Source organism: Nostoc sp. FACHB-133, assembly GCF_014698055.1.
Classification (GTDB): Bacteria; Cyanobacteriota; Cyanobacteriia; order Cyanobacteriales; family Nostocaceae; genus Nostoc.
In genome coordinates this window covers 23,855-47,877 of record NZ_JACJSH010000055.1, presented here as the reverse complement: position 1 = coordinate 47,877, position 24,023 = coordinate 23,855, and the positions used below count along the sequence as shown (strand labels likewise).

General features: G+C 41.1%; 17 protein-coding genes and 2 pseudogenes. 11 read left to right on the top strand and 8 right to left on the bottom strand.

What is annotated here, in order from left to right; genetic code table 11:
* On the top strand, positions 1-1,310 hold a 1,310-nt coding region (locus H6G86_RS29980; protein ID WP_206758453.1), incomplete at its 5' end, for a hypothetical protein.
* A gap of 218 nt (positions 1,311-1,528) precedes the next feature.
* On the opposite strand, the gene H6G86_RS29975 is transcribed toward H6G86_RS29980, so the two are convergent.
* Together H6G86_RS29975 and H6G86_RS39000 are read right to left on the bottom strand one after the other, a co-directional pair.
* Positions 1,529-1,708 carry a hypothetical protein gene (locus H6G86_RS29975; protein WP_190937362.1) on the bottom strand — a complete coding sequence of 60 codons (180 nt, stop codon included), beginning with the start codon at positions 1,706-1,708 and terminating at the stop codon, positions 1,529-1,531.
* Positions 1,709-1,744: 36 nt separating this feature from the next.
* Positions 1,745-1,855: pseudogene (locus H6G86_RS39000) on the bottom strand (IS1 family transposase); the annotation flags it as partial.
* A 63-nt stretch (positions 1,856-1,918) separates the two neighbouring features.
* On the opposite strand from H6G86_RS39000, the gene H6G86_RS29970 reads away from it, so the two are divergent.
* The 4 genes from H6G86_RS29970 (at position 1,919) to H6G86_RS29955 (ending at position 6,127) form a co-directional block, all read left to right on the top strand.
* On the top strand, positions 1,919-2,629 hold the full coding sequence (locus tag H6G86_RS29970; RefSeq protein ID WP_190937361.1) for a TIGR04283 family arsenosugar biosynthesis glycosyltransferase: 711 nt from the start codon (positions 1,919-1,921) through the stop codon (positions 2,627-2,629).
* 90 nt (positions 2,630-2,719) lie between these two features.
* Complete coding sequence (locus tag H6G86_RS29965; RefSeq protein ID WP_114081623.1) at positions 2,720-3,478, top strand: TVP38/TMEM64 family protein; 759 nt, start codon at positions 2,720-2,722, stop codon at positions 3,476-3,478.
* On the top strand, positions 3,447-4,220 hold the full coding sequence (locus tag H6G86_RS29960; protein WP_190937360.1) for a TVP38/TMEM64 family protein: 774 nt from the start codon (positions 3,447-3,449) through the stop codon (positions 4,218-4,220). Before H6G86_RS29965 ends, H6G86_RS29960 begins: the two co-directional genes overlap by 32 nt.
* A 353-nt stretch (positions 4,221-4,573) precedes the next feature.
* Positions 4,574-6,127, top strand: a complete 1,554-nt coding sequence (locus H6G86_RS29955; RefSeq protein WP_190937359.1) for a mercuric reductase — start codon at positions 4,574-4,576, stop codon at positions 6,125-6,127.
* A gap of 183 nt (positions 6,128-6,310) precedes the next feature.
* On the opposite strand, the gene H6G86_RS29950 is transcribed toward H6G86_RS29955, so the two are convergent.
* Positions 6,311-10,228 (bottom strand): PA14 domain-containing protein, encoded by a 3,918-nt coding sequence (locus H6G86_RS29950; protein WP_190937358.1) that lies wholly within the window; start codon positions 10,226-10,228, stop codon positions 6,311-6,313.
* A gap of 1,201 nt (positions 10,229-11,429) precedes the next feature.
* Between H6G86_RS29950 and H6G86_RS29945 the strand changes: the two are divergent.
* Positions 11,430-12,014: pseudogene (locus H6G86_RS29945) on the top strand (magnesium transporter); the annotation flags it as partial.
* Between the two features lie 28 nt (positions 12,015-12,042).
* Here the strand turns inward: H6G86_RS29945 and H6G86_RS29940 are convergent.
* Together H6G86_RS29940 and H6G86_RS29935 are read right to left on the bottom strand one after the other, a co-directional pair.
* Positions 12,043-12,300, bottom strand: a complete 258-nt coding sequence (locus H6G86_RS29940; protein WP_190937357.1) for a hypothetical protein — start codon at positions 12,298-12,300, stop codon at positions 12,043-12,045.
* A gap of 321 nt (positions 12,301-12,621) precedes the next feature.
* Positions 12,622-13,494 carry an SDR family oxidoreductase gene (locus H6G86_RS29935; RefSeq protein WP_190937356.1) on the bottom strand — a complete coding sequence of 291 codons (873 nt, stop codon included), beginning with the start codon at positions 13,492-13,494 and terminating at the stop codon, positions 12,622-12,624.
* Between the two features lie 927 nt (positions 13,495-14,421).
* Here H6G86_RS29935 and H6G86_RS29930 point away from each other — a divergent pair.
* On the top strand, positions 14,422-16,023 hold the full coding sequence (locus H6G86_RS29930) for a peptide ligase PGM1-related protein (protein ID WP_190937355.1): 1,602 nt from the start codon (positions 14,422-14,424) through the stop codon (positions 16,021-16,023).
* Between the two features lie 69 nt (positions 16,024-16,092).
* Here the strand turns inward: H6G86_RS29930 and H6G86_RS29925 are convergent, their stop codons facing one another.
* Entirely contained in the window at positions 16,093-18,057 is a 1,965-nt protein-coding gene (locus H6G86_RS29925) for a protein kinase domain-containing protein (RefSeq protein WP_190937354.1), read from the bottom strand.
* Between the two features lie 396 nt (positions 18,058-18,453).
* On the opposite strand from H6G86_RS29925, the gene H6G86_RS29920 reads away from it, so the two are divergent.
* Positions 18,454-19,728 carry a Pvc16 family protein gene (locus tag H6G86_RS29920; RefSeq protein WP_190937353.1) on the top strand — a complete coding sequence of 425 codons (1,275 nt, stop codon included), beginning with the start codon at positions 18,454-18,456 and terminating at the stop codon, positions 19,726-19,728.
* Positions 19,725-21,713, top strand: a complete 1,989-nt coding sequence (locus tag H6G86_RS29915) for an ATP-binding protein (RefSeq protein ID WP_190937352.1) — start codon at positions 19,725-19,727, stop codon at positions 21,711-21,713. Before H6G86_RS29920 ends, H6G86_RS29915 begins: the two co-directional genes overlap by 4 nt.
* Positions 21,714-21,877: 164 nt before the next feature.
* Here H6G86_RS29915 and H6G86_RS29910 read toward each other — a convergent pair whose 3' ends face one another.
* On the bottom strand, positions 21,878-22,681 hold the full coding sequence (locus H6G86_RS29910; RefSeq protein ID WP_190937351.1) for an SAM hydrolase/SAM-dependent halogenase family protein: 804 nt from the start codon (positions 22,679-22,681) through the stop codon (positions 21,878-21,880).
* Positions 22,682-22,792: 111 nt separating this feature from the next.
* Here H6G86_RS29910 and pirA point away from each other — a divergent pair, with 111 nt between their 5' ends.
* Positions 22,793-22,948: an arginine synthesis PII-interacting regulator PirA gene (gene pirA / locus H6G86_RS29905; protein WP_190937350.1), complete on the top strand. Its 156-nt coding sequence runs from the start codon at positions 22,793-22,795 to the stop codon at positions 22,946-22,948.
* Positions 22,949-23,068: 120 nt separating this feature from the next.
* On the opposite strand, the gene H6G86_RS29900 is transcribed toward pirA, so the two are convergent.
* Entirely contained in the window at positions 23,069-23,512 is a 444-nt protein-coding gene (locus H6G86_RS29900; protein ID WP_190937349.1) for a GNAT family N-acetyltransferase, read from the bottom strand.
* A 146-nt stretch (positions 23,513-23,658) separates the two neighbouring features.
* On the opposite strand from H6G86_RS29900, the gene H6G86_RS29895 reads away from it, so the two are divergent.
* The gene (locus H6G86_RS29895; RefSeq protein ID WP_190937348.1) at positions 23,659-24,015 is read left to right on the top strand and encodes a hypothetical protein; all 357 of its coding nucleotides are present in this window, start codon (positions 23,659-23,661) and stop codon (positions 24,013-24,015) included.
* The last annotated feature ends 8 nt before the right edge of the window (positions 24,016-24,023 follow it).

Here is a 24,023-nt window from a genome sequence, read left to right as displayed (position 1 = left end):
TTAGGTTTACAGGCTCTAACAGTTCTATGCGCTTTAATTGGTTTGCCTTCTGGGCAAAGGATACAGTGCAAAAAATTGACGAGATACAAAAAATCCAATCCGACAATGTAAACCAAGGTTCGCCTGTTATTCCTATTTCTGGCAGACCGATACGAACACAAAACCTACTTCCAGCCAGTTCCCAGATTCTGGCGAGATCCTATGGGCTGTGGTCTCCTGGCAAAACATGGGAATGCCCCAAGTGGATGCACGATACTTATTTTACCAACGGCGAGGATGGCAAAGCATACCCCACATGGCATCCACCTGTAGATTTCAACCCTGAAACAAATACGTATTGTACATACGGTCACGAGCATGGCGATGATCCGCTCAGTTCAGAGGTATTTAATATTGCAGGTATGCCAGCTTTTGGCTATGTAAATGAGCAACTAGCAAATCAATCTGTTTATAGGAATGAAGATCACTTTGGGCATAAGTTTTTTGTTGCCAATAATTGGCAGATGTTCAATGCCAGCAACACCAGTTTAATTAAATCCTGTGACGTGAGCTTAAAACTGCACATGGGTACACATTCGCCGGATGCCCTAGCAAATACAGCCCATGAAATGTTTGCGTCTGGTAAATGTGATGGACTTGAACCCTTCAATTTAAAGCATTTTGCTTTGTTTGGTGCTGCCGGAGAATTTAAAGAACCTGAAACTTCTTTGTGTGACTTATCGGTAAATCCTGGTATTACTCCCTCCCCTACAAATCAACCCTATGGTGATGCCCATCGCGCCATTCCTACTGCTGGTTGTTACCAGCGTGGGACAGTTGATGAAAAAACGGCAGATGTAAATACAAGAAATACTGAATCTTGGCTTACTGGTTTTGCTGGAAAAAGTTTTTACTTTAACATCACAAATCCTTCCCGTTTTTATGATCCGTTTACCACAACGAAGATCAATAGGACTGTGAATAGCTGCTACGACCCAGTGCATCCTCTTTCTACAACTTTAATTTGCGAAGAAACATTAGCTGCTGGTAGTAAGGTCGAGTGGGACGACCCTCGATCGCCCTTTCGAGGAACAACTCAAATAGAAACTCACTTTTCTGGACTTGCATTTAGCAATTCTGCAAATTCAGTAATCTATACAGATGCTTATGGGAGAAACGCAAGAATATCACCTGCTCCCGCTCAAGGGATTACGTTCAAGCAAATTGTTCCTGTCCAAGGATTTAAGTATGATGTAAATAGTCAAGCCAGCCTCTTCCCAGCCAGAGACTATTCTGCATTGGGACAAAATGGGGTAAGAGCGCCTAATTAAAAGAAACCGAGCAATTCTAAATCCGTAAAGCAGGGTGATCGTCCCAGCATTCCATAGAAAACTCAAAGTTTCAGTTTCTCCATCCGCCGATGTCACGCCTTCGACCGAGCAGCAATAGCCCCATTCGACCATTTGTCAGGGTGTGGCACGGGCGGTGAAAAATACTAGTTTTCATGATGAGTTGTTAATTATAAAGACTTTTTCAGACGGGGATTTATTTAAATCCAGATTCCGCAGGTGATCTCGTAAATACTGTATTTTTGAAAATGACCTAAATGCTGCATTTTAGAAGCATGACAATCACCATCAACCGCTTTTGTCACTCTCCGAAAACTTTTGCCATTTTTGAATTCTAAAGCTTTTGTATACGAAGCGATGGCTCCGCCCGCCGCAGGCATCGCAAGATTTTTCGGCGTTGCTGAGTGCGGTATGAATTAATTGAACACCAGGATAAAATAATACTTCAAGTATTGAAGTAATAATAGAATCAAGTATTTCAGTATTTTTACGTGCTTAGAATAACATAGTATTTTGCGGTAGCGACGTTAGGAGGGTCAATAAACTGAGGGTAAACTTTCCATCCGTCAGTAACATAAAAATAACAATTTATGAGTCAAAATATTGACGCAGCTAGAATTTCTATTATTATTCCGACTCTTAATGAAGCAGGGAATATCAAAGAAGCAATTGTAACTACTCAACCCAATACAAATATAGAAGTAATCATAGTAGATGGTGGCTCTAAAGATAACACCATAGAAATAGCTCAGTCTTTAAATGTCAAAGTTATCTCATCATCTCCCGGTCGTGCTGTGCAAATGAACGCGGGTGTAGTAGCTGCTAGCGGGAATATTCTCTTATTTCTTCATGCAGATACCCGTTTACCGACTGGGTTTGATGACATGATTCGCACAGCGCTACAACAACCTGGGACTGTGGCTGGTGCATTTAAGTTGCGGATTGATGCACCACTTTTAAGTTTACGATGGGTGGAGTGGGGAGTAAATATGCGATCGCATTTTTGCCAAATGCCCTACGGCGACCAAGCAATTTTTTTAACCAAAAAAGTATTTCAGCAAATTGGTGGTTTTGCTGAATTGCCTATCATGGAAGACTTTGAACTCATACGTTGCTTAAAATCCATTGGACGAATTGTAATTATTCCTACACCAGTTGTTACTTCAGCCCGTAGATGGTTGCAAAAGGGAGTATTCAAAACTACGCTGCTTAATCAAATAGTAATTATTGCTTATTTACTCGGCGTTTCACCTGAGCGAATTCGTTGTTGGTATCGCCGAGAAAAATTTAAAAGAATTTAAGCTGTTTCTCATCTGGGTACTATATCTTAGGAGCAGTGAATTTAAAATCTAGGTTTCAAACTTGAGCCTCAGAAGGTCAAACTTATAAAAATGAAAAAACCTTTATTAACTTCTAAACTCAAACTACTACTCCTAAGTTGCCTGATTTTCACTTTAATAATTGCTGCTAAACAGTTAAACTTTCAAGGACTTTTACACACATCAATCATTTGGGTTGAGAGTCTTGGAGTTTTAGGGCCTATCGCTTATATATTCATTTACAACTTGGCAACGTTATTATTTATACCGGGTTCTCTCTTGACACTCAAAGGTGGTTGTCTGTTTGGAGTATTTTGGGGGTCAATATATGTGCTAATTGCTGCAATAGTCGGAGCAACTTTAGCTTTTATTATTGGACGCTACCTTTCACGAGATTGGGTTTCTCGACAAATGGACAAACATCCTAAATTTAAAGCAATTGATTTAGCAGTTGCTAAAGAGGGATGGAAAATAGTTTTTCTAACTCGTCTCTGTCCCGTTTTTCCCTTCAATTTATTAAATTATGCTTTTGGAGTCACACAGGTTTCTCTCAAAGACTATATATTAGGTTCCTTTGGCATTATTCCTGGTACTGTGATGTACGTTTATATTGGTTCTTTAGCTGGTAATCTTGCCATGATTAACACGTCTCATCAACCAACTACTCCAGAAACTCAAGTCTGGCAATGGATAATGCAAGTAGTTGGGTTGATTGCTACCGTTGCTGTGACTGTATATATCACAAAAGTTTCTCAAAAAGCATTAGCTCAAAGTGTGGCATTAGAAGAAATAACAACCCATGACAAAAATAACAATCATTCAGATATTTAAAAGTATTGATGCCAGAAACTTACAGAAGCTTTTTAGCCTAGGTGTATTAATATTATTGATATTGGCGAGTGCTTTCGCATTAAACACAGACGCGGCTCTAGCAGAAGAATCTGCAAATCCAAATTATTTCAATCCTCAAACCATTTTACGGAATTCGTTGCAGTGGATTGATAGCTTGGGTGCGTTGGGAGCTATAGCTTTTATTGCCCTTTACATTATCGCCACCGTCGCTTTTTTCCCTGGTTCTATTCTCACCTTGGGTTCTGGCGTTATATTTGGCGTAGTTTGGGGTTCTTTGTACGTCTTCATTGGTGCAACCCTTGGCGCTACAGCTGCTTTCCTTGTGGGACGTTATTTAGCAAGGGGTTGGGTTGCTGGTAGAATTGCAGATAACAAAAAATTTGCCGCTATTGACCAAGCCGTTGGCAGAGAAGGATTAAAAATTGTCCTGCTAACGCGACTCTCGCCAATATTTCCTTTCAATTTATTAAATTATGCCTTTGGCATCACGGGAGTTTCACTTAAAGATTATTTCATTGGCTCTGTAGGGATGATTCCTGGAACCATTATGTACGTTTATATAGGTTCCCTTGCAAGTAATCTTGCCATGATTGGTACTGAAGCTCAACCTACTAACCCAACTTTACAATGGGCAATTCGGATTTTGGGTTTGATTGCGACAGTAGCCGTTACAGTTTATATAACCCGGATTGCACGTAAAGCTTTAGAAGAGGAATTGTAGGTAAGCTGTCGCGTATTTAATTTGCACAACTAGCGCGGGCAAGATGCCTACCCCACAAGAGATTCATTTTTTTGAGGATGCAAATTAAAATATTTTTAGCTTACTCTAGTAGTGTCGTTTATTCAACAGCAAATTGCTGTAAATTATCGATTGTTGAAACGTTTATACAGGAAAACTTTAATCGTATCTGTCAATTCCCAAACGGACAAAACAATTCAAAGGTTGTATTTATTATTAAACAAACATAAAAAACAAGAGACTGAGCCAACTAAATTTATCAGGATTCTTAATTTTCAATTCCTCCCAAAGGTAGTTGACTTTAGTATTTTCAATTCTTAAAAGAGGTTTCGCCAATGACCAATTCAGATTTAGAGAGAGTCACGGTTCGCCCAACGGATGAGTATAACCAAAAGTTGGTATCTTACGTGCATCCGCCAAATTGGGTTAATCCTCAACCTGCCGATGTTTATGATTTGGTAGTAATTGGGGCTGGTACGGCGGGATTAGTGGTGGCGGCGGGTGCTGCGGGTCTAGATTTGGGTTTAAAAGTGGCGTTAATTGAAAAGCATCTCATGGGTGGAGATTGCTTAAATGTTGGTTGCGTACCATCTAAAACTATTATTCGGTCTGCCCGTGTAGTTGGCGAAATCTGGGATGCTAAAGACTTGGGAGTTAATATTCCCCAACATAATAATATAGATGTTGATTTTCCCAAAGTTATGGCAAGGATGCGGCGGATAAGGGCTGATATCAGCCACAACGACTCGGCGGAGCGGTTTCAAAAGTTGGGTGTCGATGTCTTTTTGGGTAGCGGTCGATTTGCGAGTAAAAATACTGTGGAAGTTGGCGGTAAAACCCTGCGGTTTAAAAAAGCTGTAATTGCTACTGGCGCAAGAGCCGCACAACTGTCGATTCCGGGAATTGAAAAGGCGGGTTATCTAACGAATGAGACGGTTTTTTCCCTAATTCAACGACCGGAACGTTTGGCGGTGATTGGCGGCGGCCCCATTGGTTGCGAATTGGCGCAAGCTTTCCGCCGCTTGGGTTCTGAGGTGGTACTTTTCCATAGCGGTTCTCATCTTCTGAATAAAGAAGACGCTGAAGCTGCTGAAATTCTCCAAAAGGTTTTGATTAGAGAAGGAATTCGCGTAGTGTTGAATTCCAAGTTGGAAGAAGTGGTAACTGTTACTGAGGGGAAACGACTTTACTTTTCCTCCAATGGTCATCGAGATTCGGTGACAGTAGATGAAATTTTAGTCGGTGCGGGGCGATCGCCAAATGTCGAAAATCTAAATTTAGAAGCTGTGGGTGTAGAATACGACAAGCGCCAAGGTGTGAAGGTAAATGATTACCTCCAGACGACGAATCCCAAAATTTATGCGGCTGGCGATATCTGCATGAACTGGAAATTTACCCATGCTGCTGATGCTGCGGCGCGGATTGTAATTAAAAATACGCTGTTCTCTCCCTTTGGCTTAGGACGCTCGAAACTCAGCAGTTTGGTGATGCCGTGGGTAACTTATACTGACCCAGAAATTGCCCATGTGGGGATGTACGAACACGAGGCGCAGAAATTGGGTATTGAGGTGACGACAATCAAAATACCTTTTAGTAGTGTAGACCGAGCGATCGCAGATGGTGAAGAATCAGGATTTCTGAAAATCCACCACAAAAAGGGGACTGATGAAATAATTGGTGCAACTATTGTCGCCAGTCACGCGGGTGAGATGATTTCAGAAGTGACTACAGCAATGGTGAATAAGCTCGGTTTGAGTAAGTTAAGCAGTGTAATTCATCCTTATCCCACTCAAGCCGAAGCTATTAAAAAAGCAGCTGATGCTTATCGCCGCACACTCTTGACATCAAATACCAAAAAATTGCTGGGATTTCTAACAAAGTTATCTTGACAAAAATCAGTGAACAGTTATTTGACTGTTCACTGATAATTGATACAGGATTTTTCAAGTAAATGAGGTATGAAGTACAGGACTCAAAAAATCAGACATAAAAAGTTTATTCCTTCTTTCTGCCTCCTGCCGACGCTCGCGGACTCGCTAATGCTTCGCTATCCTGCCTCCTTCAAGTCATCTCTAAGCAGGTCGGAAGCGATCAATCTCACCCCCGGTCAAGTTTGCGTAGTACAGATTACCATCTTTTCCAGTAGTGATTTGTGTAGTCACTCCTAGATTTGGCGTGTCTGCTGGGGAAGCAAACCGCTTAACAGAAACCAGTTTGCCTTGGCTATCGAATGTCAAGGCATCGATAGTTCCTTGACTGAAATCACCAACGAATAACGCACCTTGATAGATTGAGGGGAAAGTATTGCCTGTGTAAAAGTCACCCAAAACAATTGAATTGGAACTAAAATGCTTGTAAGTATAAACTGGTGCTGTAACAGTTTTGCCACTACTATAAAAGTCTTTTGCTGCATTTAGGGTCGCATATTTTGGTTGTTGCAGGCTGACGATGTTTCCATTTGCATCAAGACCTCCTTCATAGAACGGCCAGCCAAAGTTAGCTCCTGGTTTTCCGACATTGACCTCTTCGTAAGTATCAAAGCCAACATCACCAATAACAGGGTTATTATTCTTATCAATTGTGAAACGGAAGGGGTTACGCAGACCTAAGTTATAGACCTTGGAGCGATTGCTATTAGGATCGCCGTTGTAGAAAGGATTACTTGATAAACCTTGACCAGTAATGGCATCAATATGCAGGATCTTGCCGGATAGATTATCGATATCCTGAACGCGAATTGCTCGCGGATCTATCCCGTTGTAGGAAGTCCCGTCTCCTAAACTGACAAACAGAGTACCATCAGTACCAAAGCGCACAGCACCAACTGAGTGAGATTCACTATCGTTGGCTATAAAATTCTGGACATTTTGGACTTTATCAAGATTATTGAGATAATCCTGCAAGCTAGTAAACGGCTTACCAGTATCTTTGTTAATAATTCCTGATGGTGCGTAGCCAAGTGAGACATTTGTGCTATTTCCATCTGGACGGCTAATATTATCCCAAGTGGCATTAGTACCCAGTAGTACAAATTGGCTGCCGGCAATGGCAGTAGTGTAATTTGTTTTCGGGTCAGCTGTTACCCGAATTAGCTGTGCAGTCCGATTCCCATTCTGATCGGGATTGTCCAATGTGCTAGCGGGATTGTTTTTAGGGTTGTTTGGATTAGTTTCTGGTGGATCGTAAGTATACAATAGGTAAACATAGTTATTGCCAGTTGGACTTTTGCCAAAATCTGGATGTACAGCAATGCCTAAAAGACCGCGATCGCGCGTGTCATTTACCTGTCCAGAAATATCGATAAATGGTGTTGCTAATAATTTGCCGTTGTCTAAGACTCGCACCACCCCATTTTTCTGGGCAATGAACATCTGCTTTTGGTCAGCTGTCCAGTCAAAAGCTGTGGGTTGATTCAAACCAGAAGCTACTGTATCTAAAGCAAACTTAGTAGAGTCATTATCAAGAATCGTGATAGTTGTTTGTTGATTAGTTAGTTGGACTCCAACTGCATTACTAAAGTTGAGAGTAAATGTTTCATTTGATTCCTCAACGTTGTCATTAATAATGGGGATAATAATGTTTTGCTGGCTTTGTCCTGCGATAAAACTCAAGGTTCCAGATTTACTTTGGTAGTCAGATCCAGCTTTAGCCGTTCCATCCACAGTTGTGTAGTTCACACTAGCAGCCCCTACAGTGTTACCCCGTGTAGCTGTCACTGTAGCTGTACCAGCACCCTCATTAATTACTGGCGCACTAAAATCGATGCCAGAGCGATCGTTATCTTGAATCGTAATTCCAAGAGTTCTTTGGAGTCCTAGTGTTGCTCCCCCTGGCTGATCGATAACAAAACTAAAGGTTTCATCTACTTCTATTAATGAATCGTCATTGATCGGAATTGATACTTGTCTGCTGCTTTCACCCGGCGCAAAAATAATTGTTCCAGCGCTTTCGCTACCATCACTTCCGTAGTCAACTCCTGCTGTGGCAGTACCAGCTATGGTTGCATACTTGATTGAAGATGTGCTGCTTAAATCACCACTCCTGAGCAAAGTTATGGTAGCATTAACAGCGCCTTCGTTTAGAGTTGTGGAAGATGATCCTAATGTGATTGTGGTCTGAAGAACTGGTGAATACAGTTGTGATTGAGGAATAATTTCTTTGGTCTGAGAAGCACTCGACCAAGCCAACTTGGAAACGGCATTGACGGTATTTTCGAAGTATTCAAGCTTAATATCATACTTCTGACCTGCAACTAGTGCGATCGAGCCGCTAAATTCAGTGGCAGATTGATTGACAAACTGATTGATGATTTGCTGACCATTCACCCAGAGTCGCACACCATCATCGCTAGTGGTATAGAAGTTGTAAGTCTCGCTGTACTTGGCTTGCACTTGACCTGTCCAACGTGCTGAGAAGGTATCTGGTGCAATGAACGATTCTGGAGAACCAAGACCCCAGTCAAAGTTCACTGTCGTATCTGTACGGGTTTGCTTCAGGTTGGTAAAGTCGATGTTGTCGTAGTACTCTGCTTTGAGTCCGTTGCCGTTGCCATTAGCACTTTGACTATAAAGTTGGGACTGAGGAATGATTTCTTTGGTTTGAGAAGCACTTGACCAAGCCAGTTTGGAAACGGCAGTGACAGTATTTTCGTAGTATTCAAGTTTAATATCGTACTTTTGACCTGCAATTAGTGCGATCGAGCCAGTGTTTTCTGTAGGTGATTGATCGACAAACTTATTAATAATTTCTTGACCATTGACCCACAGCCGCACACCATCATCGCTACTGGTGTAGAAGTTGTAAGTCTCACTGTACTTAGCTTGTACCTGACCTGTCCAACGTGCTGAGAAGGTATCTGGAGCAATGGTCGGATCTGGAGAACTAAGACCCCAGTCAAAGTTCACCGTCGCATCTATGCGGGTCTTCTTGAGGTTGGTTAAGTCGATGTTGTCGTAGTACTCTGCTGTGAGTCCGTTGCCATTACCACTAGGAGGTACGTTGCTCTGGCTATAAAGTTGGGACTGAGGAATGATTTCTTTGGTTTGAGAAGCACTTGACCAAGCCAGTTTGGAAACGGCAGTGACGGTATTTTCGAAGTATTCAAGCTTAATATCGTACTTCTGACCTGCAACTAGTGCGATCGAGCCAGTGTTTTCTGTAGGTGATTGATTGACAAACTTATTAATGATTTGCTGACCATTTACCCACAGCCGCACACCATCATCGCTAGTGGTATAGAAGTTGTAAGTCTCGCTGTACTTGGCTTCTACCTGACCTGTCCAACGTGCTGAGAAGGTATCTGGAGCAATAGACGAGTCTGGAGAACTAAGACCCCAGTCAAAGTTCACTGTCGCATCTGTACGGGTTTGCTTCAGGTTGGTAAAGTCGATGTTGTCGTAGTACTCTGCTTTGAGTCCGTTGCCATTACCAATAACAGGTACGTTGCTCTGACTATAAAGTTGTGACTGAGGAATGATTTCTTTGGTCTGAGTAGCACTTGACCAAGCCAGTTTGGAAACGGCAGTGACGGTATTTTCGAAGTATTCAAGCTTAATATCGTACTTCTGACCTGCAACTAGTGCGATCGAACCGCTAAATTCAGTGGCAGATTGATTGACAAACTGATTGATGATTTGCTGACCATTCACCCAGAGTCGCACACCATCATCGCTAGTGGTATAGAAGTTGTAAGTCTCGCTGTACTTGGCTTCTACCTGACCTGTCCAACGTGCTGAGAAGGTATCTGGAGCAATGGACGAATCTGGAGAACCAAGACCCCAGTCAAAGTTCACCGTCGCATCTGTACGGGTTTTCTTCAGGTTGGTAAAGTCGATGTTGTCGTAGTACTCTGCTTTGAGTCCATCTCCTTGAGAAAGCAGACTGGCACTAGCTTGAGAAGAAATACTTGGCAGCAGCGTCTTATCAAGGGTTTGTAGAGATTTATTATCAATTACCGTTGGGTTAGAATTTTGATTCTGTAATTCATTCATTGAAATATATGCCTCATAATAGTGCTAGAACTAACTCCATAATTAATGTTGTGGAACTAGTTTTATAATGGATATTTCCAACAAAAAAAGCGTCGCTATACTAGGTGTAAACATATTAATAAGATAACAGTAAATTTTCTTATTAATATATTTGTTGCATGTAATATTTTCTCTTAATTGCTGATAGAAACTATTTTTTATATATACTCCTTCGCTCATATTCCTTTCTAATGGGCTGACTATTTGTGTCAACCTCAAAATGAACGAATATGGGCTGATGTACCTTTCTATATATTCTTTGAAGGTAGATTATAGAGAAGAATTGGTACTACAAGAAATACCAGATATTAATTATCAAAAGGGTGCAATAGTCCTTATAAATGGTTATGTTTTATTACAAACTTATAATTTTTTGATTAAATTCACTTTGGTGAATTTAATGAAAAATTATAAGTAACCTCTCAAGAGAGCTTTTAATCTAACTGATAAGCAGTTACATAAAGTTGAAACAAAGCAAAATCCAAGATGTCAGATAAATGCTTAAGTAGTCGAAGATTATATTTTACATGAGAATGCTTAAGTACTGTCCTTAGATTTATCAACTACATATTTGACACTATATCAGGGTGTTATGTCTATCTTTTTTATAGAACTTTATTTAAATATTCATATTGCTATATACCTTTTTAAAGGAATATAAAAGTTTTAATGGTTTTTAAATAAAAATTGCCAATATAGGGAATGATGTCATGTTTTCTAGCCTCATATTTCTTAATGACATGAAAATTATATAAAGAAAATTATAATATTTAAAGATTTAAAAAAGTAATATTTATCTATGCTTCATCTTGACTATTAATTCATATCTTTGCGATCAGAAACAGGAGAGAGGCTTTGCAACCCAGTTGTTATTTTTCTCCACTTGTATGAAACTACCCTGCCTTCTCGACGCGGTAAGGGGGAATTCAAAGCCTCTCGATCTTTCACAAAGAGGAATGGAAGCGGGGTTTATAGTATACTTAACGACTTTCCAAACATCCTCTTAAACTCAATAAAGTTCAGTTAAGGGCTACTGGTAAAAATTTTGGGTTTTTGAGATGCGCGATAAATCGCCGTCTCTACAAGTGTTTTGGTCTTATCTGAACTGTATTGCTCTTAAACTAGGATGTAAGTGGGAATGTTCAAGCTGATTTGAAGATAAGAAGAAACCACCGAAGATATCTATACCTTGGGTGGTAGTGTGCAGTCGGGGGCGACAACTATTTTCAGATGAATTTATTAGAAATTGCTCAGAAGCGGGTTGTATGGTTGTTGGTTTTACTTATAATCAATACACCATTACAGGAACAATTATTAAGTCACAAGAGAAAATTTTAACAAAAATGGTGACACTGACGGCGTTTATCCCTTTGCTGACTGGTGCTGGTGGTAATGTGCGCGCCCAGTCTTCTACAGTGGTGATTCGAGGGATAAACACCGATGAAATGCGATCGCTTGACACATTGCAGATAGTTGGCCCCGAAACGATCGCAACTGTATGGGTTTACTTTCTGCAAGGGCGATTAGAAGTAGCGATCGCGGCATGTGCCTGGTAGCAATTTTTGTTTTAACTTCTATGTCCGGTTCAGCACTGCCGTTTCTATTTTGCTACCTCAGTTTAGATCCGGCATTGATGTCAGCACCATTTACTACTACAGAAGTTGAGGTAGTAGGCGTTTCGATTTATTTCAATTTGGCGCAGTTAATTTTAAAGTTACGAAAGGAGTCATTGGTCATTAATCAATAACAAATTACGAACGAAAAATGACTATTTTTTACAATTCTGATTCCGTCACTGGAGCAACAATTTCGCCAGTACCCAATTGCAGTATCATGTCTTGTTCAGTAATTAATCCACTAAGTTCTTTTACTTGTAAATTCATTTCTTCACAAGCTTGTCTGAGTTCTTGGGCAAATTTGTTGAGGTCTTGACCATAGCCACATTGATAAGCAGCAGTTTCAATTCCTTGCTTGGCATTTGCTCTAGCACAATCTACTAGTTCTGTGCCATATAGTGGTGTAGGAGATGCCATAGACGTAGTTGTTATCTCTAAATGTATGCTGCTGAATAGATTATCAATATTTCAATTGTTACTCATCCCTCTAATGGAAGACCATGAGGGTAGAGTTAGGCGTGAAGAGTTAGTAGTTAATAGGTTATAATTTTGAATTCTGATAACTTTAGTTTTGGAATTTGGAATTAAACAAAAAATATAAAATTCCAAATTCTATGACTTCTAACTCCTAACTTTTTTATCGAACAGAACTCAGGAGTCAGAATTTATTCTGACTCTTGAGTTCTGTTAGCGGTAGCGGGGCATTTAGCCCATTCTGACTTCTGAATTCTTTTTCAATTAGCCATTGACAACTTCGCCACCATTTACGTGCAGAACTTGTCCAGAGACATAAGAAGCATCATCAGATGCTAGAAATACATAGCTGGGGGCAACTTCTTCTGGTTGTCCGGCTCGTTGCATTGGTACTTGTTTCCCAAAATTCTCAACTTTCTCTTCTGGAAAAGTTGAGGGAATTAAAGGTGTCCAAATTGGCCCTGGCGCGACAGCATTAACGCGAATTCCTTTTGACACCAAATTTTGTGATAAGGAGCGAGTAAAAGCAACGATCGCACCTTTTGTAGAAGAATAATCTAGCAGTTGTGGGCTACCTTTATAAGCTGTTACCGATGTGGTATTGATGATAGCACTGCCTGTTTGCAAATGCTTGAGTGCAGCTTTAGTCATAAAAAACATTGAGAAGATATTAGTGCGGAAAGTTCGCTCTAATTGTTCTTTAGTGATTTCTTCAATACTTTTTTTAGGATGTTGTTCGGCGGCGTTGTTGATGAGAATATCGAGTTTGCCAAACTCACCAACTGTTTGTTGGATAGCTTGCTGACAAAAAGTTTCATCGCCAATATCGCCTGCGATAGTTACTGCACGACGACCTTGTTTTTCTACCAAATGTTTTGTTTCTTTGGCATCATCGTGTTCATTCAAGTAAAGAATAGCCACATCTGCACCTTCTTTAGCAAATGCGATCGCTACAGCACGACCAATACCACTGTCTGCACCCGTAATCAATGCTACTTTATCTTGTAACTTGCCACTACCTCGATACTGGGCATCATCTGCTTTCGGTTTTGGTGTCATTTCGGATTCAACACCTGGTAATTCTTGCTGCTGTGGCGGCTGCAATGTTTTCTCTTTTTTCTCTTTTGATTTAGCCATAAGTTTTTTCTTGGTAATTGAATATTGAATTGGGCATTTATTACCCCCATCTTTCTCATTAGCCATTTTCAAAAGTAAACCCTGGATCAAAAATTTAACCCAAGGTTTATTTTCCGCTTCGGCTCCTACTTACCATTTGCAATTTTTCGGATATACATATCCCGAATTGGTATCAAAGGCACTTATTTCTAGAAACTGTAGGCAGATGACGTTATTTATACTCAAACATGACAGACACTATTCACCTGACGGCAAGAACAAGTATAAAACAATGATTCGATGAAATAGTTATCTATTTCATCTGCTATTAAGTTAACTATTAAGTTGCTGTAATTTATCGCTCCATAGAGGTAAACTAAGCTAAAATTTGCTCAACCTTAAGACGGAAAATAAATTAAATAATAAAAATTATTTAATTAGTTAATCATGATTTCTTCTAGCTCACTCAAGAACTGTGCCATTGTCGATATATGAAAATATAGATTTATACTTTTTCACTTTGTAGTTGCACAACTACCTACTAGTCTGTCAAGTTTAAATTTATGGATACAGGAATCTGCTTTGATTTTTGTATCCCTCACGGAGGGTAGCTATAGTGACTTGCATGTGCAGGCAAGAGGCAATAGAAAAGAAGGCTTTCGAAATTCTACGGAGCTTTTTCACGTAATAAAATATGAGTCGTATTGACAATTTTAGATTAATGAGTTTAGTCCTTATTTTCTAAGCAATCAACTCATTACTACAAACCTTTAAAAGTGGCTTGACAGAATAATAAAATTATGCGTTCAAACTTCATTGGTATTAATTTAAGCTGATATCTGCATAGCCACATTTTTACAGGATAAAGTACTTGCTTACTAGTTACCAAACTAATAGGCCAAAAGCCTGCGTGGTGCGCTACATTGGGATTATTAGAGGGCAGGGGTTATGGCAATACTAAATATTTCCGAGTTAGAGCAGGTTGAAAAGTTTCGCCAATTACAATTAACCCTGCGCGATCGCTGGAAAACGATCGAGTCATTTGACAATAGTGAAGCGGATATTTTAATTATTCCCTCCCTGAGTCTCGATCAGCGCGAACTCCAAAAGATCGAAGGCTGCGAACATTATGAAGAAAGATTACTATTTTCTTTAATTCGGTTGCAAAATCCCCGGACTCGCCTGATTTATGTAACATCAGTACCACTGCATCCTAGTATCATTGATTATTATCTGCAACTTTTGCCAGGAATTCCCTTTTCTCATGCTCGCAATCGCTTGCTGCTACTTTCTACTTACGATTCTTCCCTTAAACCTCTCAGTCAAAAGATTTTAGAACGCCCCCGTCTACTAGAGCGGATTCATCAATCTTTGAGGCTAGATAAATCATTTATGATTTGCTACAACTCTTCACACTGGGAAGGTGAATTGTCTTTAAAATTGGGTGTACCACTGTATGCTGCTGCACCAAATTTACAGATTTGGGGGACAAAAAGTGGCAGTCGGCAAATCTTCAAGGAAAGCGGAGTACCGCATCCAGATGGCAGTGAAAAAATTTGGAACCACACAGATTTGGCAGAAGCTACCAGTGATTTGTGGGAAAGACAACCAACATTAAAACGGGTAGTGGTAAAACTCAACGAAGGTATTTCGGGAGAGGGAAATGCCTTGCTCGATCTTAGACCAATTGAGAATTTAGCACCAGGTATTGGTACTCATGCTCAAAGGGTAGCAGCAATTAGCGATCGCTTCTCAACAATGCGCTTTCAAGCAAAACTTGAGACTTGGGATAATTTTTCGGGAAGAATCTCAGAATTAGGGGCAATTGCCGAAGCATTTGTGGAAGGGGAAATAAAGCGATCGCCCAGTGTCCAAGGACGGATCACACCCACTGGTAAAGTGGAAATCCTTTCAACTCACGACCAAATTCTCGGAGGCCCAGACGGTCAGATTTATCTTGGTTGTCGCTTCCCGGCTGATGAAAGCTATCGATTGCAATTACAACAATTAGGACTACAAGTTGGTAGAAAGCTAGCAGAGAAAGGTACTTTAGAGCGATTTGGCGTAGATTTTATCACCGTTGACAAGGGTAATGGTGAGTGGGATATTCAGGCGATCGAAATTAATCTGCGTAAAGGTGGCACAACTCATCCATTTATGACCCTGAAATTATTAACAAACGGGCGCTATGACCTTTCTACGGGCTTATTTTATAGTCAGCAAGGTCGTCCAAAATACTACATTGCTACTGATAATTTGCAAAAAGAGCGCTATCAGGGATTATTACCTAATGATTTGATGGATATCATTGCTGAACACAGACTACACTTTGACACTGGTACAGAGACTGGCACAGTGTTTCATCTCATGGGTTGTCTTTCGCAGTTTGGCAAGTTGGGATTAACCAGCATCGGTGATTCTCCGCAACAAGCACAAGATATTTATAATAAAGTTGTCAAGTTTTTGGATGAAGAAACCCGCAGCGACAATCGTGATTTCTCGGCGTTTTCAGATTATTCTTTTCCCGTAGCTTGGGATGAATATATATAGGTAAAAGACAGCTCCGGGAATGAAATATGCTTTATCCATAACCTCTGTGGAGACGTACTATTAGCTGAATTAGTTCTGAATGCGATCGCTATTAGGTATTTGCTGGTTGCTAGGTTCTTTACGAGATTGAGTATAAATATAGGCTACCAAGGCTAAAGTCAGCCCAATGGCCAAAACTACTCCCAAGATTCGCAAAAAATTCGGAGTAATTTTCGTAGTTAGCTGCCCACTTAGCTTTGGTTGGTAAATAGTGTCATCTAGTGGCACTTGTGGTCTACCTTGATTTGATGCAGGTCGTGGTTGATACATTGTCACATCTGGCGGCACTTGTGGTCTGCCTTGATTCGCCCCAGGTCGCGGTTGAAACAATGTCTTATCTGGTGGCACTTGTTGTCCGCCTTGATTCGCCCCAGGTCGCGGTTGAAACAATGTTTTATCCGGTGGTACCTGTTGTCTACCTTGATTCGCCCCAGGTCGTGGTTGAAACAATGTCTTATCTGGCGGTACCTGTTGTCTACCTTGATTCGCCCCAGGTCGCGGTTGATACAATGTTTTATCTGGTGGCACTTGTTGGCCACCTTGATTAGCCGCAGGTCGTGGTTGATACAAAGTCACGTCCGGTTTGCTGGGGTTGGGATTATTCACAGGACTTTGTGGACTTTGCTCAACTGGATTAAACTGCCTCGGAACTGTTTCGTTATTAGAACCTTGGTTGTATCCAGGCTGAAGGGGAGGAACTGTTTCCTCAGATTGGTTTTGCTCAATCGGGTTAAATTGTCTGGGAATAGTTTCGTGATTTGAACCTTGATTGTATGCAGATGGGGGACGGAGAACGGTGTCGTCGTTCGATTGTCTGGGAACAGTTTCGTGATTTGAACCTTGATTGTATGCAGATGGGGGACGGAGAACGGTGTCGTCGTTCGATTGTCTAGGAACAGTTTCGTGGTTTGAACCCTGATTATATGCAGATGGGGGACGGTAAACGGTGTCGTCGTTTGATGGTCTGGGAACAGTTTCGTGATTTGAGCCTTGATTATAAGGTTGTGATTGCCCGCTAGCTTTTCCAGGTAAATTAATAGTGCCTATGACAGATTTGGCAGCAGCTTGCAAAGCTTGATTGAGTTCTTCTACTGTTGCAAATCGGTTAGCTGGGTTCTTGTGGAGGCATTTCATCACCACTGCTTCCAATTCTACGGAATAATGCTCACAACCTGGCTGCGATCTCAGTGGTTTCGGTGGTTCATAGGCATGAGCTAATACCCAAGAAGCCTCGCTGACATGACTACCCTTAATGCTGATTCCAAAGGGATCGGCGGCACTCAGCATTTCATAAAGGATAATTCCTAAACTGTAAATATCACCCCTTGCATCCAGGTTTTTATCGCTTTGGATTTGCTCAGGAGGTGCATAACGAAATGTTCCAATAAAAGTACTGGTGATATTTGTAATATTGGTATTTTCTGAAGATTCACTCCGAATTTTAGCAACACCAAAATCCAAAACCTTTACCCACTCGCCCAAATCTGTAGGTACTAAAAATATATTATCTGGTTTTAGGTCACGATGAACTACCTGAATATGCTCAGTGCTTTTTCCGCCTTCCCGTTGGAGAGTAACCCCTTGATGGGCAAGCTGTAAACCTTTGCAAACTTGCGCCATAATTTTCACCGCCCGCTCAACAGATAGCCGCTTCTCGCGCAGCAGTAATTGTCTGAGCGTTTGCCCGCGTAAATATTCCATTACGTAAAATGGAAAGCCTTCTGGGGTGAATCCACAATCACTAATTTTAACTATGTGGTCACTTTGCAAAGCAGCACAAACTGCTACCTCACGCTCAAAACGCTTTCTCATTTCTTGTGATGCCACCAGCGTATCTTTGAGCAACTTCAACGCTACTTGTTGACCCACACGGGTGTCCGTTGCCAGGAAGACATCTCCCATGCCACCCCCGCCTAACCGTTTGTCTAAACGATATCGCTCGTTATCACCTACCAAGCGACCAATCCAAGAATTTGAAGGAGGTGGGGATTTCATCTGGGGGAACCCATTCTAGTAACTTTAAGGTTTTGACTTTAGCTCAGATATACTACTAGTATTACAAATATTTTGCTTACTTGGTAACTTAGATGAATATTAGTAATATATATTACTTAGCATTTATCTGATTATACTCAGCTTAACATATTACTAACTTAAAATAATGCTAGCAATTTGATAAAATGTTTAAAATTAAGACCTATGGTACTTTAAATTGGTTCCTGATGTGAAGTTAACGCAAATTATACGAAGTCTTTAGCTTCATTAGTGCTGATACTTCGTATGCCATGCGGATAGTCTCTGTTACAGAATATTTAAAGTTTTGCAAAATATATTCTGTCAATGTACTCTGGCGTACATGATTAAGATGTGCTATTGCCATGAGGAACGAGGATGAGTAATGTACTCTCTATAGCCGCCGTGACAGCAGTACTAAAAGTCTTGCTGGAAAATGGCTTAGTCAGCGATCCGATCGCTGCTAGTGTTGGTGATGTGATTGTAACTGCCCTACCGCCCGATCGAATTTCAGTTGAAGCTGACGAGCGGGCTCAAATCAACCTCTTTCTTTATCAAGTAACACAGAACCGCAATGTCGATTGGGTATCTCAGGAATTTCGCAGCAGGCATTCTCGTATAAATGGAAACGCATCCTCTCAGAGCCAACCACTAGCTCTTGACCTCCATTACTTACTAACAGCGTATGGAGCCAAGGATTTTCAGGCGGAGCTTTTATTGGGCTATGCAATGCATTTATTACACAAAACACCAGCCATCACATCGGATATTATTGAGAATACTCTGATAAATGCCTCTACAACCAATACCTCAAGTGCTTTTTCGCAAGCTGTAGCAAGTCTATCTGTACCTGATTTAGCTGAACAAATTGGTCAGATTAAACTGACTCCAGAGTTTTTTAACATGGAAGAAACTTCTAAATTATGGTCTGCGTTACAAACACACTATCGACCTTCAGCTACCTATCTGGCATCAATGGTATTGATTGAGAGTAGCAAACCTGAAAATTCTGAAGTCTACATAATGCCCTTGTCTCAACCGACCATAGAGCAAGTTATGACTCCGGCAAAGACCGATCAAATGATTGTTCCGGGCACAACATTAGTAATTCGTGGTAAACGTTTACGCGGTGAGATTACCCGAATCCGTTTGAGTCATAGGGAGAATTTACTAGTACCTCATGATGTTAAAGAAACACAAATTAGCCTGTTAATCCCATCGGATTTATATGCAAGTGTGCAAGGTATCCAAGTTGTACATCTAACAATGGGCAATGCAGGACAAACAGATTATGTATTTGAATCAAACGTTGCAGCTTTTGTCATCCATCCAATAATTACAGCATTTGTCGCTCAAGTGGAAAATAGCGGCGACAATTTACGCACAGCAGAAATTACCGTTAAATTCCAGCCCAAAGTTGGTAAGGCACAGCGAGTAGTTTTGCTACTCAATGAATTATCAGTTAATAGTCCGGTAGCTTACTCTTTCTTGGTTGCACCACGCACTGAAGACACCGATGCAATTGTTATTCCTGTCAAAAATGTAAAGCCAGGAACTTATATTGTTCGGGTGCAGGTAGATGGGGCAGAAAGTCCACTGCACAGGAAGAATCAGTCTGGAGCTTATGATTCGCCACAGGTAACAATCTTATGAATGCTACAACAAATCGCAATTGGGATGAGGCAAACTACCACTATCTATCAGCAGCCCTTGCCGTGGTGCGTGGGATTTTAGAAAATCATACAGCAAAAGAGCAAAATCAATCTGTAGAGAAAAATCAAGAGAATTTACAGCAAGCGTTACAGAAAGCGGCTGCTGCAATGCCTTCGCCATCCGCATTGGAGAGAGTATGCAAAATATTTAGCCTCTCATCCTTTGAACGTGATTTGTTGCTGTTGTGTGCAGGTATGGAGTTGAATGGAGATTTTGCTAAATTGTGTGCCATAACGCACGGAGATTTACAACGAGCTTACCCAACTCTAAGTTTAGCTCTGTCCGCTTTACCTAATGTCCACTGGGATGCGATCGCTCCAAATGCTCCCTTACGTCATTGGCGGTTAATTCAAATTGGTGATGGTCATGCCTTAACTCTCAGTCCCGTTAGAATTGACGAACGGATTTTACATTATCTCACGGGCATTCAATATCTTGACGAACGATTAGCTGGCATCATTGAACCATTATCAGAGGTTAGCGATTTAGTCCCCTCGCACCAAGATTTAGCAGAGCGAGTAGCAGCAGTTTGGTCGCAAGCTGAGAAAATTAATAGCTTACCAATCGTGCAGCTATCTAGTAGCGAAACTACTAGTAAACGCGCCATTGCCGCAACCATTTGTCAACTCCAAAGTTTAAGTTTGTGGGTAATGCCTGCACAACTGATTCCCTTAGCACCTAGTGAGTTAGATAATCTGATTCGCCTATGGACTCGTGAGACGATTTTAAGTAAGTGTGCGTTACTCATAGACTGCAACGAACTAGATAATAATGATATGGTGCGTCTGAATGCGATCGCTCGTTTTATCGAACGCACCAAGGGCTTTTTAATAGTTACGAGTCGAGAACGGATTGGACTAGGACAACGCCTAGTAGTTAATTTTGACGTACATCAACCAACTAGCAAAGAACAAGGTACAGTTTGGCAAGATGCCCTAGGTTCAATGGCATCACAAATGAACGGGCAAGTTAAAACCCTAGTGGATCAGTTTCACCTAAGTGCAGCAACCATCCGGGCTGCTTGTGCAGAAGCCGCAGGACAGTTAGCACAAAAACCAGACAACGATATCACTAGCATTTTATGGGATGCCTGTCGTGTGCAAGCACGTCCGCGCTTGGATGAACTCGCCCAAAGGATTGAGCCATCTGGTGATTGGGAAGATTTGGTATTGCCAGAGGCACAGAAACAAGTTCTCCGAGACATTGCGGCTCATGTCCGGCAACGCAGTACTGTATATAACAATTGGGGTTTTGCTGGCAAGAGTGCTAGAGGATTGGGAATTAGTGCTTTATTTGCAGGTGCTAGCGGCACTGGTAAAACCTTGGGGGCAGAAGTACTCGCCCATAAATTACGCCTCGACCTTTATCGCATTGACCTATCATCGGTAGTTAGCAAATATATTGGCGAAACAGAGAAGAATTTGCGCCGGGTATTTGATGCTGCTGAACAAGGCGGGGTGATTTTGTTATTTGATGAAGCTGATGCTTTATTTGGCAAACGTAGTGAAGTTAAAGATGCCCGCGATCGCTATGCCAATATTGAAGTTAGCTATCTGTTGCAACGGATGGAAAGCTACCCAGGTTTAGCAGTCCTAACTACGAACTTAAAAAGTGCAATTGATACAGCCTTTCTGCGCCGGATTCGCTTCGTGGTGCAATTCCCCTTCCCCGATACAACACAACGAGCCGAGATTTGGCGGCGCGTCTTTCCCGCCGACACCCCAACCGCAGACTTAGATGCTCTGCAACTAGCCCGGCTAAATGTCGCTGGAGGTAACATCCGCAACATAGCCTTAAATGCAGCTTTCCTCGCCGCCGATGCTGGGGAGGCAGTGCAGATGAAACACTTATTGCGGGCTGCTCAGACGGAATATAGCAAGTTAGAGAAGCCTTTAACTGATGCGGAAGTTGGGGGGTGGATGTGAAGAGGGGAGAAGGCAGGGGGCAGGGGGCAGGGGGCAGGGGGCAGGAGGTAATTTTAGAAGTTGCCAAATTATTTTGCAAATATGCAACGCCATATTTGATATGATGCGTGATTCGTGGGTTTTGTAACTCACCTAAGTGAAGAGTTGTAGCCAGTGTGATTGGTTCACGTTAGAACAACTTGAAGCGGTGCTTGCCAATCTAAATGCAACTTGGAGTGAGCATTACCGCTATTAATGGCAATTTCTACCCAGCCGTGACTGCAAACTAAAGCTAGTATCTCTCCCACGTTGACATCACTGTAAATTTTACAACCTGGTATACTCAACCCAGCAGCTTGCACAGACCAAGTTTTGCCTTGTACGTAACTCGCTGGAATATTGCTCACTAGGTTGCCAAAGTGGTCAATATATTGAATGCAACCCACTACACCATTGCTTGTCTGCTTGCACTCGTCTATATCCAGTTTGACCAAACTTCCTGGGTCAATTTCTTGTCCTAGTTGTTTGAGGGAGACACCACTAGCAAGACTAGCTGCCACTGGTGCAAAAATATCTCTACCGTGAAAAGTTTTGCTTGGTTGAGGAGTTCGCCAATAGTTAAGATTTGTAAGTTCCACGGCTGCAATCGCCGGACTTTGACTAAGTACGCCGCTAAAGATACCATTATCTGGGCCCACTAAAAACCCTTGAGCAAATTCTACTGCGATCGCTCGTCGCTTGCTTCCCACACCCGGATCAACTACTGCCAGATGCACTGTCCCAACGGGAAAATAGGGATAAGCATTCATCAGGCAAAACCTGGCTGCGGCGATGTCTTGCGGTGGAATTTGGTGCGTTAAGTCTATCACCCTCAGCCTGGGGTTGGCTTGGGCTATGACTCCCTTCATTACGCCTACATAAATATCGTGATCGCCAAAATCGCTTAGAAAAGTCATGAGTCGTTGTTGACCTATCCGCTGCTCAGACATCTTTCTGTTAAAATATACAATAAGACATAAAATTCTGTAGCAACAGCTACAAAATATATGCTATGTTAACAATACCAGACATAAAGTGAAAGATTAAAGAAGGTAATCACTATGAATCAAGGTAGACTACAAAGTGCAAGGAAAGCACAAGAAGCTCATAGAGAGAATATTCAAAAAAGCCTAGAGCATCGCCTGCAAGTAGCCAAAGCAAAGGGCGACGAACAGCTAATCCGTCAATTGGAAGCTGAGATGAGGTATTCCAGCTAAATCAAGTTTTCATTGTTCTTAGTTTGTTGTGTAACCCGCTACGGCGGGTTTTTTTGTTAACGATTTTTGCGTAAGTTCTGTAATTATGCGGACATAATAGCTCAATTTGATGTCATGGCATTACTGCAACCGCAAAGCGTAATGGTAAAACTCTTCATTCTTAATGTAATCTTGCGCTTCATAGAGTTTTTGCGCGGTTATGTTAGAAATTTGAGTAGATAGAATTACTCGAATTGCTCCACTTTCTTTTGCATATTCTTCCGCAGCACTCATCAATAATTTTGCAATTCCTCTACGGCGATGCGACTCTTCTACATACAAATCGTTCAATATCCATACTCGTTTCATCGACACTGAAGAAAAGCTGGGATAAAGCTGAGTAAATCCAACTAATTTCCCATTGTCATTAGCTGCAAATACTACTGAATCATTATTGTTGAAACGTTCCTTGAAAAACTCTTTGGCAGCTTCAAGGTTTGATGTCTGATTGTAAAAAATACGATATTTATCAAATAGTACTGAAACACTTTCAAGATGATTAATATTAGCTAAGAAAACTTCCATTAATTCTCCTTATAATTTACATGCAATACTGTTCTGTTAAGTTAAATGGTAGATGAAACCAAGAAAAATATTTGCTTTCTCAATTCAAGTCGTTAATCAGCATTGCCCACCCTACTTGTATTGGAGTTACACTAGGACTTTGGCTAATGGATATAAAGATGGATGTAATTACAAATGAATTTAATAAATATTTTTCTAAATGGAAAATTACCTTGCCAGAAGAGAATATACAAAAGCGTCAGAAAGGTTCAATTTTTCAAGCTGGTTGGAAGATAAATTTTATTTTTGGGATAAAAGATAATGCTGAGTATCTTGAGTATTACGCTATCCATAGAATGACCAATGATCGTCACATCATAATTTATGAAAATGGAGAAAAAGAACATTTAGAGTGTTTAGAGCCTCCTTTAGAATACAGTCCAGCAATTGATGAAAGGCAAAGGGAGCATAATAAACATAACAGAATAGTTAAAGAAGAACTGAGCTATAAAGGCTTACTTTAACTTTCTAT

Excerpts from the sequence above, each read along its gene's own strand:
- H6G86_RS29975 (WP_190937362.1), bottom strand. The coding sequence starts at position 1,708 with ATGCCTGCGGCGGGCGGAGCCATCGCTTCGTATACAAAAGCTTTAGAA.
- H6G86_RS29970 (WP_190937361.1), top strand. The coding sequence starts at position 1,919 with ATGAGTCAAAATATTGACGCAGCTAGAATTTCTATTATTATTCCGACT.
- H6G86_RS29965 (WP_114081623.1), top strand. The coding sequence starts at position 2,720 with ATGAAAAAACCTTTATTAACTTCTAAACTCAAACTACTACTCCTAAGT.
- H6G86_RS29960 (WP_190937360.1), top strand. The coding sequence starts at position 3,447 with ATGACAAAAATAACAATCATTCAGATATTTAAAAGTATTGATGCCAGA.
- H6G86_RS29955 (WP_190937359.1), top strand. The coding sequence starts at position 4,574 with ATGACCAATTCAGATTTAGAGAGAGTCACGGTTCGCCCAACGGATGAG.
- H6G86_RS29950 (WP_190937358.1), bottom strand. The coding sequence starts at position 10,228 with ATGAATGAATTACAGAATCAAAATTCTAACCCAACGGTAATTGATAAT.
- H6G86_RS29940 (WP_190937357.1), bottom strand. The coding sequence starts at position 12,300 with ATGGCATCTCCTACACCACTATATGGCACAGAACTAGTAGATTGTGCT.
- H6G86_RS29935 (WP_190937356.1), bottom strand. The coding sequence starts at position 13,494 with ATGGCTAAATCAAAAGAGAAAAAAGAGAAAACATTGCAGCCGCCACAG.
- H6G86_RS29930 (WP_190937355.1), top strand. The coding sequence starts at position 14,422 with ATGGCAATACTAAATATTTCCGAGTTAGAGCAGGTTGAAAAGTTTCGC.
- H6G86_RS29925 (WP_190937354.1), bottom strand. The coding sequence starts at position 18,057 with ATGAAATCCCCACCTCCTTCAAATTCTTGGATTGGTCGCTTGGTAGGT.
- H6G86_RS29920 (WP_190937353.1), top strand. The coding sequence starts at position 18,454 with ATGAGTAATGTACTCTCTATAGCCGCCGTGACAGCAGTACTAAAAGTC.
- H6G86_RS29915 (WP_190937352.1), top strand. The coding sequence starts at position 19,725 with ATGAATGCTACAACAAATCGCAATTGGGATGAGGCAAACTACCACTAT.
- H6G86_RS29910 (WP_190937351.1), bottom strand. The coding sequence starts at position 22,681 with ATGTCTGAGCAGCGGATAGGTCAACAACGACTCATGACTTTTCTAAGC.
- pirA (WP_190937350.1), top strand. The coding sequence starts at position 22,793 with ATGAATCAAGGTAGACTACAAAGTGCAAGGAAAGCACAAGAAGCTCAT.
- H6G86_RS29900 (WP_190937349.1), bottom strand. The coding sequence starts at position 23,512 with ATGGAAGTTTTCTTAGCTAATATTAATCATCTTGAAAGTGTTTCAGTA.
- H6G86_RS29895 (WP_190937348.1), top strand. The coding sequence starts at position 23,659 with ATGGATATAAAGATGGATGTAATTACAAATGAATTTAATAAATATTTT.